12 protein-coding genes are annotated in these 11,556 nt (G+C 33.5%); all 12 read left to right on the forward strand.

Features of this window, described 5'->3' with window-relative positions:
* Positions 1-108 precede the first annotated feature (108 nt).
* Positions 109-1,362 (forward strand): exodeoxyribonuclease VII large subunit, encoded by a 1,254-nt coding sequence (gene xseA / locus QJV49_RS12035; RefSeq protein ID WP_225512252.1) that lies wholly within the window; start codon positions 109-111, stop codon positions 1,360-1,362.
* Positions 1,362-1,601: an exodeoxyribonuclease VII small subunit gene (locus QJV49_RS12040; protein ID WP_225512251.1), complete on the forward strand. Its 240-nt coding sequence runs from the start codon at positions 1,362-1,364 to the stop codon at positions 1,599-1,601. The genes xseA and QJV49_RS12040 overlap by 1 nt, the downstream gene beginning before the upstream one ends.
* A gap of 150 nt (positions 1,602-1,751) precedes the next feature.
* A complete protein-coding gene (locus QJV49_RS12045) occupies positions 1,752-2,909 on the forward strand; it encodes a glycerate kinase (protein WP_225512250.1) in 1,158 nt (385 codons plus the stop codon).
* Positions 2,910-2,990: 81 nt separating this feature from the next.
* Positions 2,991-3,848 (forward strand): polyprenyl synthetase family protein, encoded by an 858-nt coding sequence (locus tag QJV49_RS12050; protein ID WP_225512249.1) that lies wholly within the window; start codon positions 2,991-2,993, stop codon positions 3,846-3,848.
* The gene (locus tag QJV49_RS12055) at positions 3,849-4,349 is read left to right on the forward strand and encodes an N-acetyltransferase (protein ID WP_225512248.1); all 501 of its coding nucleotides are present in this window, start codon (positions 3,849-3,851) and stop codon (positions 4,347-4,349) included. It begins immediately after the preceding gene.
* Between the two features lie 75 nt (positions 4,350-4,424).
* The gene (locus tag QJV49_RS12060; protein WP_225512247.1) at positions 4,425-5,231 is read left to right on the forward strand and encodes a TlyA family RNA methyltransferase; all 807 of its coding nucleotides are present in this window, start codon (positions 4,425-4,427) and stop codon (positions 5,229-5,231) included.
* Complete coding sequence (locus QJV49_RS12065; RefSeq protein ID WP_225512246.1) at positions 5,228-5,674, forward strand: arginine repressor; 447 nt, start codon at positions 5,228-5,230, stop codon at positions 5,672-5,674. Before QJV49_RS12060 ends, QJV49_RS12065 begins: the two co-directional genes overlap by 4 nt.
* Positions 5,675-5,829: 155 nt before the next feature.
* Positions 5,830-7,497: a DNA repair protein RecN gene (recN, locus tag QJV49_RS12070; RefSeq protein ID WP_225512245.1), complete on the forward strand. Its 1,668-nt coding sequence runs from the start codon at positions 5,830-5,832 to the stop codon at positions 7,495-7,497.
* A 725-nt stretch (positions 7,498-8,222) separates the two neighbouring features.
* Positions 8,223-8,789 carry a TMEM175 family protein gene (locus tag QJV49_RS12075; protein ID WP_225512244.1) on the forward strand — a complete coding sequence of 189 codons (567 nt, stop codon included), beginning with the start codon at positions 8,223-8,225 and terminating at the stop codon, positions 8,787-8,789.
* A gap of 97 nt (positions 8,790-8,886) precedes the next feature.
* Positions 8,887-9,408 carry a DUF805 domain-containing protein gene (locus tag QJV49_RS12080; protein ID WP_225512243.1) on the forward strand — a complete coding sequence of 174 codons (522 nt, stop codon included), beginning with the start codon at positions 8,887-8,889 and terminating at the stop codon, positions 9,406-9,408.
* 22 nt (positions 9,409-9,430) lie between these two features.
* On the forward strand, positions 9,431-10,369 hold the full coding sequence (locus QJV49_RS12085) for a DUF805 domain-containing protein (RefSeq protein ID WP_225512242.1): 939 nt from the start codon (positions 9,431-9,433) through the stop codon (positions 10,367-10,369).
* A 276-nt stretch (positions 10,370-10,645) separates the two neighbouring features.
* The gene (gene rsmH, locus QJV49_RS12090) at positions 10,646-11,542 is read left to right on the forward strand and encodes a 16S rRNA (cytosine(1402)-N(4))-methyltransferase RsmH (protein ID WP_241892594.1); all 897 of its coding nucleotides are present in this window, start codon (positions 10,646-10,648) and stop codon (positions 11,540-11,542) included.
* The last annotated feature ends 14 nt before the right edge of the window (positions 11,543-11,556 follow it).

The following is an 11,556-nucleotide window of genomic DNA, read 5'->3' on the forward strand; positions in this document are numbered from 1 at the left end:
AGAAATTTTTTCAGAATAAACTTTTTACTTTTTTTCGATTTTAGCAGTAGAAATTTTACTAACAGAATGATTAGTAAAATGTTTAATTAAGAACTAAAGAGTGAGGGAATGACAGAATATTTATCAGTATCAACCTTAACAAAATATTTAAAAGCGAAATTTGACCGTGATCCATATCTTGAACGAGTTTATTTGACAGGAGAAATTTCAAATTTTAGAAGAAGACCAAATCATCAATATTTTGCACTTAAAGATGAGGACGCTGTGATTCAAGCTACGATGTGGGCGGGACAATTTCGCAAATTAGACTTTGAATTAGAAGAGGGGATGAAAGTTTTGGCTGTCGGTCGAATCAGTATTTATCCACCTTCTGGCTCTTATTCTATAAATATTGAAAGTTTAGTTCCAGATGGCGTTGGAGCTCTTGCGGTTAAGTTTGAACAGTTGAAGAAAAAACTGACTGCTGAAGGGCTATTTGAACAACGTTGGAAACAAACTTTGCCACAATTTTCTAAGAAAATAGCTGTGGTGACTAGCCCGTCAGGAGCGGTCATTCGAGATATTATTACGACGGTTCAACGTCGTTTTCCGATGAGTCAAATCGTTCTTTATCCGACAAAAGTTCAAGGACAAGGTTCGGCTGAAGAAATTGCTGGAAATATCCGTCGAGCTAATCAACGTGGTGATTTTGATGTCATGATTATTGGTCGTGGTGGTGGTTCTATCGAAGATTTATGGGGATTTAATGAAGAAATTGTGGTTCGAGCAATTTTTGAATCACGTATTCCAATTATTTCATCAGTTGGACATGAAACAGATGTGACTTTAGCCGATTTTGTTGCTGATAGTCGTGCAGCGACTCCAACAGCAGCAGCCGAATTAGCAACACCAAATACGAAGGTTGATTTAATAAATTGGGCGAATGAGCAGGAAAAACGACTTTTTAACCGCTTAACACATTTAATTAAAATAAGACGTGAACGAGTAGATAAATTAAGCCAGTCAGTAGTTTTTAGACAGCCAGAACGCTTGTACGATGGACACTTACAAAAACTTGACCGTCTGTGTGAACGTTTGTCAGTGCTGACGGAAAATAAAGTTGCAAATATGAAACACCGTTATGAATTGTCAGCTGGGAAATTAATTCCGACTTACGGAAAGATAGTTGAAGCTAAGAAGAATAAGACGGAGCAACTTTATCAGTCATTACTTTTATTAGATATCTCAAAAATAAAAGCGCGTGGTTTCTCCCTTGTTACTGACGAAAAGGGAAATATTATTAAATCCGTAAGTGATGTGAAAAAAGGTCAGACTTTAGGTGTTGAATTGACTGATGGAAAAGTAATAGTGGAGGTAAAATAATGGTAACAAAAAAAGAAGATGTCAAATTTGAAGATAATTTGGCAGAGTTAGAAAATATTGTTCGTAAGTTGGAATCTGGTGATGTAGCCTTGGAAGATGCTATTGCTGAATTTCAAAAAGGAATGAAAATTTCAGAAACTTTGAAAAAAACACTCAATGAAGCGGAAGAAACATTAGTAAAAATAGTTGGAAAAAATGATCAGGAGAGTGATTTCTCTCCAGAGCAGAAAGACTACTAAAATAAAAGAACTTTGATTTTTTCAAGGTTTTTTTATTTTAAACAAAATTTTACTGACAAAAAAGCCTATTATTCTAATATCAATCTTATTTATTATATACTAATAGTAGATAGAGTTGTGGTCAAGTCTTTTATAGAAAGAGTGGATTAAATGAAGAAAAAATTTGTATTAGCGCCAGATTCTTTCAAAGAAAGTTTGAGTGCGCTGGAAGTTTGTCAAGCAATGGAAAAAGGAATTAAAAAAGTTTTTCCTAAGGCTGAAATAATTTCTATGCCAATGGCTGATGGTGGTGAGGGAACAACAGATGCTTTGATTGATGCAACGGGTGGACGACGGGTATATAAAAAAGTACAAGGTTCATTTGCAAATACAAATGTAGAGGCCTATTTTGGTATTTTGGGAAACTCAGATACGGCAGTCATTGAGATGGCAAAGGCAAATGGTCTGGAATTGGTTGCTTTGGAAGATAGAAATCCATTGATTACATCAACCTATGGAACAGGACAATTAATTAAGGCTGCAATAGATGAAGGAGTAGATAAAATCATCATTGGCATTGGTGGAAGTGCAACTAATGATGGGGGATCTGGAATGGCTCGTGCTTTGGGAGCTAAGTTTTTAAATAAAGACCAAGAAGAAATTCCGCTTGGTGGAGGTTTTCTTAAAGAAGTCAGAACAATTGATATGAGTGATTTTGACCCAAGAGTAGAAGGAATTGAAATATTAATTGCTACTGACGTCACCAATCCTTTAACCGGAAATAATGGTGCTTCTTATGTTTTCGGACCACAAAAGGGAGCAACTGAGGAAGTGGTCAAAATATTGGATGAAAACTTGAAGCATTATGCAGAAATTGTTCATAATGATTTGGGAAAAGATGTTAATAATAAACCGGGAGCTGGGGCAGCAGGTGGTTTGGGGGCAGGTTTGCTTGCTTTTACCAATGCTAAAATGCAATTAGGAATTGAGCTTGTTGCACAAACGATATATTTAGAAGATAAAATTAAAGAAGCTGATTATGTATTTACAGGTGAAGGTGGAATGGATTATCAGACAAAATTTGGTAAAGCACCTTATGGCGTCTGTAGAATTGCTAAAAAATACAAGAAACCTTGCTTTGCTTTGGCAGGATATATCGGGGATGGAGCAGAGGTTCTTTATGAGGAAGGAATGACCGCAATTTTTGGTATTTTGAGTCAAGCACAATCTTTGTCAGATGCCTTGGCTGACGGCGCAAAGAACATTGAGCGAACGAGTGAAAATATTACAAGAATATTAGCAATGAGTGAGCAAAAGGCTCAATTATAAAAATGGAATGGATTTAAAAAATAAAAAAATTTCCTCAAATCATCACGGTTTTTAGCCGTGAATTTTGGTATAATTAGGGTAATGGATACGAAGATACTAAAGTTAGATGACTTTTTAACTGAATTTTATGAAAGCGCTGAATTTCCAACTGGCTTAGCCGAATCAGCAAAATATTCTTTATTGGCAGGCGGTAAACGAATTCGCCCTCTCCTTTTTTTAAACCTATTAGAGGCTTTTGATTTAGAATTGAGTAAGGCTCATTATCATGTGGCAGCCGCTCTTGAGATGATTCATACGGGTTCTTTAATCCATGATGACTTACCAGCAATGGATAATGATGATTATCGTCGCGGGCAGTTAACTAATCACAAGAAATTTGACGAGGCAACTGCAATTTTAGCTGGTGATACTTTATTTTTTGACCCTTTCTTTATCCTTTCAACTGCTGATTTATCCGCAGAAATAATAGTAGCGTTGACGCGTGAATTGGCCTTTGCTTCAGGTTCTTATGGAATGGTTGCGGGGCAAATCTTGGATATGGCTGGTGAAGGAAAAGAGTTGACATTAGCTGAAATTGAGCAGATTCATCGCTTGAAAACTGGACGACTTTTAACTTTTCCGTTTGTAGCTGCCGGAATTGTTGCTCAAAAATCAACTGATGAAGTTGAAAAACTTCGTCAAGTGGGGCAAATTTTGGGATTGGCTTTTCAAATTCGAGATGATATTTTAGATGTCACAGCAACTTTTGCTGAGCTTGGTAAAACACCAGGTAAGGACGTTTTGGAGGAAAAATCAACTTACGTTGCTCATTTAGGACTTGAAGGAGCCAAAAAATCACTGACAGAAAATTTGTCAGAGGTTAAAAAATTACTGACAGACTTATCAGTTACTGACAGCTCTGAAATTTTTAAAATTATTGAGCAATTGGAAGTAAAATAAATGTATTTTGAACTTAGAATCCTCATAGAGAATGATAAAAGTATCATTGAGAATTTTTTTGAAGAGGCCAGTGATTATGCTATTCTTGAGAGCGGAGAGTCAAAACCTCAACTTGAATGTGAGAGCCTTTTGAATGATTTACCTCCTGAAAAAAATAAATCCGACAAGTTTGTCTATGGCATTTTTAACGATAAGAGTGTTTTGATTGGCCTTGTGGATTTATTGAAAGATTTTCCAACAAAAGATGAATTTATGCTAGGTTTGCTTGAGTTTGTTCCAGAAGTTCGGCATCAGGGCTTAGGTAAAGCAGTTCATGAAATTTTGGTCGAAAAAGTTCGTAATTTAGGTGTTAATAGTTTGAGAATAGGTGTATTAGAAGTCAATATTGCTGCTTTAAAATTTTGGAAATCATTAGGATACATAAAATTTAAAGAAACAGAACTAGATTTTGGAAGTAAAAAGCAAAAAATTGATGTGATGAGATTAAATCTAAGGGACTGAATCAATTTTTATATAAAATTTGATGATTATTGGTTACATTTTTAGAAAAAATACGTATAATAAAGAAAGATACAAATGAAAGAAAGAATTGACGTACTTGCCACGAATCAAGGTTTGTTTGACACACGAGAGCAGGCCAAAAGAGGAGTAATGGCTGGTCTAGTTGTTGATAGTAAATCAGGAGAACGTTACGATAAACCTGGTCAGAAAATTGATGATGGGACAGAACTTCGTCTTAAAGGTGAAAAGTTAAGATATGTTAGTCGAGGTGGACTTAAATTAGAAAAAGCTCTTAAAGAGTTTGATTTAGAAATTCAAGGAAAAATTTGTCTTGATATTGGCTCATCAACTGGCGGTTTTACAGATGTAATGCTTCAAAATGGGGCTAAATTAGTGTATGCTTTAGATGTTGGAACGAATCAATTGGCTTGGAAAATTCGCTCTGATGAACGAGTAATTGTTATGGAACAATTTAATTTCCGCAATGCTGTTTTAGCTGACTTTGAACAAGGCAGACCATCTTTTACTAGTATAGATGTTAGTTTTATTTCCTTAGATTTAATACTACCGCCACTCTATGAAATTTTAGAAGAAGATGGAGAAGTAGCCGCCCTTATTAAACCTCAATTTGAAGCAGGGCGTGAACAGGTTGGGAAAAACGGAATTATTCGTGATCCTAAAGTTCATCAGACGACTATTGAAAAAGTTTTAAAAACAGCAACTCAACTTGGATTTTCAGTAAAAGGTTTAACCTTTTCACCAATCAAAGGTGGCGCTGGAAATGTTGAATTTCTTGTCCATTTGCTTAAAGATGGAAAAGCAGAAATTGCACAGCAGATTAATATTGAATCAGTTTTACAAAAAGAAAGTGAAGAACTATGAAAAGAGAAGACCGATTAAACTTTATTGCTCAATTTATCCGAGAAAACGAAATTAAAACTCAGGAAGAACTTGTCAACACCCTTTTAAGACATGGAATTGATGTTACTCAGGCGACCGTTTCACGCGACATTAAATCACTTGCCCTAATTAAGGTGCCAGCTGAATCTGGTGGGTATCGTTATGATTTGCCCAAAAATAAAGAAGTTTTGCAATCAAGCTTACATAAAGCGCTAGCTTTTGATGCTATTACAGGAGCAAAGATTAAAGATAATATGTTATGGATTCTAGCTAATCCTGGGACTACAAGTCTAGTTAAAAATTATCTCTTGGAAGAATATGGTGATGACATCTTTTCAATCATTATAGATGATAATAGTGTTTTTGTGATTTTTGAAATGGAAGAAGAAGCCCAAAACCTTTACAAGTTACTGACAGAATACTAAAGTTACTGACAAGTGTCCTATAATAATCTGAGGACTATGTTAAAATAATTGATAAGCTGGCAGTAAAATGATAAAAGATCAGACCCTAATCAAGGGGAGATAAGGTTATTGACTTATGGATAGCCTTATTATTTATTTTTGAGAAAGGAGATTTGATGTTACAAGAGATTTCAATCAAAAATTTTGCAATCATTGAAGAAATTCATCTTTCATTTGAAAGTGGAATGACTATCTTGACTGGGGAAACTGGCGCAGGAAAATCAATAATTATTGATGCAATGTCTTTGTTGTTAGGCGGTCGTGCTTCAAGCGATTTCGTGCGTCATGGTGCCACTAAAGCTGAAATAGAAGGCCTCTTTTTCTTTGATAAAACTCCAGAATTGAAGGCGGTATTATTAGAGCTTGGCTTTGAAGAAGTAGATTCTGAAATTATTTTAAGACGTGAGATTTTTGCCAATGGTCGCTCCGTTTGTCGAATCAATGGTCAAATGGTCAATTTAGCTACGTTAAGACAAGTGGGTGAATTATTAGTTGATATTCATGGTCAGCACGATAGTCAAGAATTGATGAATCCGAAAAGTCATCTTCGTTTACTTGATGAATTTGGTGACGAAGCCTTTGATGTGATAAAAAATGATTACAAACTTAAATTTGAAAACTTCAAAAATTTGCGTCAACAGCTCAATTTACGTCAAAAAAATGAGCAAGAATTTGCTCAAAGAATTGAAATTCTTCAATTTCAAGCTGAAGAAATTGAGACCGCGGAAATTAATCTTGAAGAAGATGAACAATTGGTTAATCGCCGAGAAAAGTTAAATAATATTAAAAACATTGCTGATTCGCTTAGTAGTGCTTATCTAGCGCTTGATGATGAAGATAATGATTATTCAAGTCTTAATAATATCCGAACGACAATGACAGAATTGGATAAAATTAGTAACTTTGATAACGACTATCAAGAACTTGCTGACAAGACAGCTGAAAGTTATTATGTATTAGAAGAAGTTGCTAATCAGATTCAAAGAATCATGAGTGATTTAGAACTTAATCCAGCTGAACTTTTACAAATCGAAGACCGGATTATGACCTTGACCACTTTGAAGAAAAAATATGGTCCAGAACTGTCCGATGTGATGAACTATTTAGAAAAAGTCCAACTTGAACTCTCAGAATTGACGGGTTCAGAAAATGACTCAGAAAATCTGGAAAATTTGGTAAAAGTAGCCCAAGTAGAACTTATTGAGGCAAGTCGTGAGCTCAATGAAGCACGTCATAAAATTGCCAAAGAAGTTGAAAATGATATTAAACATGAACTTTCTGAGTTATATATGGAAAAAGCTGATTTCAAAGTTAGTTTTGAAGGGGCAAAATTCTCGGCAAATGGTAATGAACACGTTGAATTCTTTATTCAAACAAATCCGGGAGAAGGATTTAAACCGCTGGCAAAAACAGCTTCGGGCGGTGAACTTTCACGTTTAATGCTCGCCATAAAATCAAGCTTTTCAAGACGTGAAAATAAGACAGCCATTGTTTTTGATGAGGTTGATACAGGTGTTTCTGGCCGTGTTGCTCAAGCGATTGCTAATAAAATATATAAAATTGCTAGAAACGGGCAAGTTCTTGCAATTTCTCATCTTCCGCAAGTTGTGGCAATTGCCGATAGACAATTCTATATTGAAAAAGCTTCAACCGATGATATTACTACTTCAACAGTTAGAAAATTAAACTTTGAAGAAAGAGTAAATGAAATTGCGAAAATGCTTGCTGGTGAAGATTTAACTAAAGAAGCCTTAGCTCAGGCTAAACGTTTATTGAGCAAATAAATCGAATATTATTAAGAAAAAGTCTTGATTTTTATCAGGGCTTTTTATCTTTTAGATAACAAAATCATAATTAGTGTAAAAATACAACCACAAATGTGTATATATCAAAAATAATAAATGTTAAAATTAAATTGTAGTTACACTATTAAAAATATTGGAGTATATGTGAAAGTAAATAAAATTTGGTTTTTAATCATTTTGGTCTGTTTATTTTTTTCAATTTATGGGCATTATAATCAAAATTATTTTTTCTTGTTCATAGGTATTGTTGGTGCCAGTGCGGGAATAATCTGTATGTTATGCGAAATGCTGATCCAAATTCTTAGAAATCAAAAGATCAAAAAATAAATTTTTAAAAACTGATTTTAGATAAATTTCTTTGATTTGTTAGCAAATGTTACTGACAAGCCTTTTGAAAAAGGCTATAATATCTTCATATACTATGTGCCAACTTCCAAGTCAGAGAGCCATAGATAAAAACGCCTTCTCCTATATAAGATAAGGGCGTTTTTATTATAAATTCGAAGCCTCAATTTATTGGGGTTTTTTATCTTCAAAGGAGATATTTATGAAGTAAAATTAGATTTTTTACCATTAAGAACTTCTGTTAAAGTTCTTTTATGAATTAAACTCAATATGTTATAATGAGATATCAACCATAGTACTGAAAGGAGAGGTTTGTAATTTAAAAACTGAAGTCGTATTTTATAATTTAGGAGTTAAAAATGAGTAAAACACGTTTAGAAGCATTTACTGATGCTGTCATCGCAATTATCATGACTGTCTTAGTTTTAGAATTGGTCCGTCCAGATTCAGATAGCTTGCAAAGTTTTATTGCTTTACTTCCGCATCTGGGTGTCTATTTTGTAAGTTTTTTTATACTGGCTATTTACTGGGTTAATCATCATCATCTTTTTCAAAGCATCAAAAGAATTAATGGAAAGGTTCTATGGATAAATATTAGTTTTCTTTTTGTCTTATCACTTATTCCTATTTTTTCTAACTGGGTATCAATCTATCCTAATTCATTTATCCCAGAATTAGGATATGTGATTATCTTTTTCTTCGGGAATTTTATTTATCTACTTTTGACAAGAGAATTATTGAAAATCAACGGACATCGTAAAACTTCTGAGACAACGATTAGAAAAAATATCCTAAGCGTTGTGCTCAATATTGTTAGCATTTTATTAGGATATTTTATAGCTCCAGTAATTATGCTTGTTAGTTCAGCCGTAATTTTTTCAATGTGGGTGATTCCAGATAAAAATATTGAAAAAATGTTTAAGTAATCTTTTAATAAAAATATGAGTTTACTTAATAAAAAAATTTGGAATAAACAACTGACTTTCTGTCAGTAAATAATATTATAAGTAATGAGGAATAACAATGATTAAAGCATACATCAAATATTGGAAAAAAACAGGAGATTTAAAATCTTATTCAAGTCGTTCGGATTATTGGTGGGTTTTCTTGACCAATTCAATCATATTTGCAATTCTCAGTTTTTTAAACTTTATGGTGACAATCCCTAAAGCTGGGAAAATAATGAGCCAATCTGCAACTCTATCGCAAAAAGAAATTATTCAACAGGTGACGGACTTATATGCCAAACCAACGGGTGGAGCATTAGTAATAGTTATTGTTACAGCTCTCATTGGTCTAGCTATTCTTGTTCCTAATATCAGTTTGACAGCTCGTCGTTTACGTGATGCTAGGTTTCCTTGGTGGATTGCTCTTGTTTTTGGAGTAGCTGCAGTTTATGGGCTGGTTACAATGTTTATTCATCAAGATTTTCTAGCAAAAATGGGTTATTTTGTTGGATTTATCAATTTCATTATTTATATTCTTTGCCTTTTTCCAACCAAATATGGCATTGACGAAGAAGATGATTCAAGAAGTTATGAATAATCTTAAAAAAGAGAGGTAAAATATGGTTCAAGCTTATAAAAAATTTTGGCTGGGAGCTTTCACTTTTAATAAAAAAACTAGTCGTAAAGATTTTTGGTCAGCCTTATTAACTCATATCATAATATTTGTCATCTTGTTTAAAGCTTATCATTTCTTTAATCTACTAGATTTTTATCAACTAACGACTTTATGGCAAACTTTTGCTTCATTCTTTCAATTAATATTTAATCTATATTTCTTTGGAAGTTTATTGTCCTTCATTGCTCTAACTGTTCGGAGATTAAATGATGCAGATTTACCTTGGGGACTTATTTTTCTTAATTTTATCCTTGGTCTAGGAACTCTTGTGCTCTTGATACTTAACCTATTTCCAAGTTCGCCTAGAGCTTTAAAATTCAAGGAATACGAGATTAATTCTTCTCAAGAATTTAATAATTTACCAGAGACAAAGACATTATCAGGTATATTCAAGGACTATTTCAAAAATTACTTTGAGTTTCGCGGAAGAACGACAAGAAGAAATTTTTGGTGGATGCAGCTGTTTTGGGGGCTGACCGTTATTCTTTTTCTGTTTTTAATCTATCTTTTCAATCAATTTGAACAAATAATGTTTGGCTACAATTTTATTGGTAGTATGGTACTGCGTTTATTATTTTTCCTATTTATCTTAGGAACATTTTTCCCACAACTTACGATTCATGTAAGACGCTTAAGAGATGCTGGTTTGAGTAATTTAGGACTATCACTTTTGTTAGGTGGAACAAGTGGAATATTAATTTTTTATCAAATGTTCACGAAGACATTAAAAATAACATATACAACCGGTCACTACCAATTAGTTCAATATCTCTTATTTTTACTAGTAATGATTGCAGTATTGAGTTTAATTCTTGTAGAAGTAATGGCGACAGGAGAATTAAAAACAACTAAAAAAAATTCTTTATTTGAAAAAATAGACTGATTAATTTCAGTCTATTTTTAGTATTAATTGTTAAACTATAAAAAGTCACGTTTACACAACTTGTAAATTGAATTGACATCAAAGAAGTCAGTAATAGATACAAATGCAGTTCATGTAAGCCTTTTTATTAAAAAAATCTTTACATAATCATGTAAACTACTACAAAAATAGAAAAAAAGTGATATAATAAACTGTAAGTATACAAGGAGGACGGCGCTCTTGCCAAAAACAATAGCATTTAAGCATGATACAGTCTTACTACATGAAACCGTAGATATGCTTGAAGTAAAGCCAAATGGAATTTATGTTGATGCGACACTAGGTGGTGCAGGACATAGTGAGTATCTTCTTAGTAAACTGACTGATGGTCATCTTTATTCATTTGACCAGGATGAAACTGCTCATGAAAACGCAAAAGTACGTTTAAGTGAGCAACTTGCAGAAGACAAAGTAACATTGATTAAAAGTAATTTTCGCTATCTTAAATCAGCTCTAGCTGAATTAGGGGTCACGAAAATTGATGGAATTCTTTATGATTTAGGAGTTTCCAGCCCACAATTCGATGATAGTCAACGTGGTTTCTCTTATAAAAAAGAGGCGAGATTAGACATGCGGATGGACCAAAATCAAGATCTTTCTGCTTATGAAGTTGTAAATGATTATCCTTACGAAGCATTAGTTCGCATTTTTTTCCGTTACGGCGAAGATAAATTCTCTAAACAAATTGCTCGTAAGATTGAACAAGCAAGAAAAATTAAACCTATTGAGACAACAATTGAGCTTGCAGATTTAATAAAATCTGCATTGCCTCAAAAAGAACTCAAGAAAAAAGGGCATCCAGCCAAACGCATTTTCCAAGCGATTCGTATTGAAGTAAATGATGAACTTGGAGCAGCGGAAGAATCAATCGAACAAGCCATTGATTTATTAAAAGTTGATGGTCGAATCTCGGTAATTACTTTCCATTCTTTAGAAGATCGTTTAACAAAAACAATTTTCAAAGAATATAGTACAGTTAATGTTCCCAAGGGATTACCGATGCTTCCTAAAGATATGGAAGCTAAACTAAAATTGATTAATCGCAAACCAGTTCTTGCAAGCGAAGAAGAACTCGAATTTAATAATCGAGCTCATAGTGCAAAATTAAGAGTAGCGCAAAAACAAAGAGATTAATCAAATAACAAGTT

This window comes from Lactococcus sp. NH2-7C (genome assembly GCF_029953655.1).
GTDB lineage: Bacteria > Bacillota > Bacilli > Lactobacillales > Streptococcaceae > Lactococcus > Lactococcus lactis.

Excerpts from the sequence above, each read along its gene's own strand:
- QJV49_RS12040 (WP_225512251.1), top strand. The coding sequence starts at position 1,362 with ATGGTAACAAAAAAAGAAGATGTCAAATTTGAAGATAATTTGGCAGAG.
- QJV49_RS12050 (WP_225512249.1), top strand. The coding sequence starts at position 2,991 with ATGGATACGAAGATACTAAAGTTAGATGACTTTTTAACTGAATTTTAT.
- QJV49_RS12045 (WP_225512250.1), top strand. The coding sequence starts at position 1,752 with ATGAAGAAAAAATTTGTATTAGCGCCAGATTCTTTCAAAGAAAGTTTG.
- xseA (WP_225512252.1), top strand. The coding sequence starts at position 109 with ATGACAGAATATTTATCAGTATCAACCTTAACAAAATATTTAAAAGCG.
- QJV49_RS12055 (WP_225512248.1), top strand. The coding sequence starts at position 3,849 with ATGTATTTTGAACTTAGAATCCTCATAGAGAATGATAAAAGTATCATT.
- QJV49_RS12065 (WP_225512246.1), top strand. The coding sequence starts at position 5,228 with ATGAAAAGAGAAGACCGATTAAACTTTATTGCTCAATTTATCCGAGAA.
- QJV49_RS12085 (WP_225512242.1), top strand. The coding sequence starts at position 9,431 with ATGGTTCAAGCTTATAAAAAATTTTGGCTGGGAGCTTTCACTTTTAAT.
- QJV49_RS12075 (WP_225512244.1), top strand. The coding sequence starts at position 8,223 with ATGAGTAAAACACGTTTAGAAGCATTTACTGATGCTGTCATCGCAATT.
- recN (WP_225512245.1), top strand. The coding sequence starts at position 5,830 with ATGTTACAAGAGATTTCAATCAAAAATTTTGCAATCATTGAAGAAATT.
- QJV49_RS12080 (WP_225512243.1), top strand. The coding sequence starts at position 8,887 with ATGATTAAAGCATACATCAAATATTGGAAAAAAACAGGAGATTTAAAA.
- rsmH (WP_241892594.1), top strand. The coding sequence starts at position 10,646 with ATGCTTGAAGTAAAGCCAAATGGAATTTATGTTGATGCGACACTAGGT.
- QJV49_RS12060 (WP_225512247.1), top strand. The coding sequence starts at position 4,425 with ATGAAAGAAAGAATTGACGTACTTGCCACGAATCAAGGTTTGTTTGAC.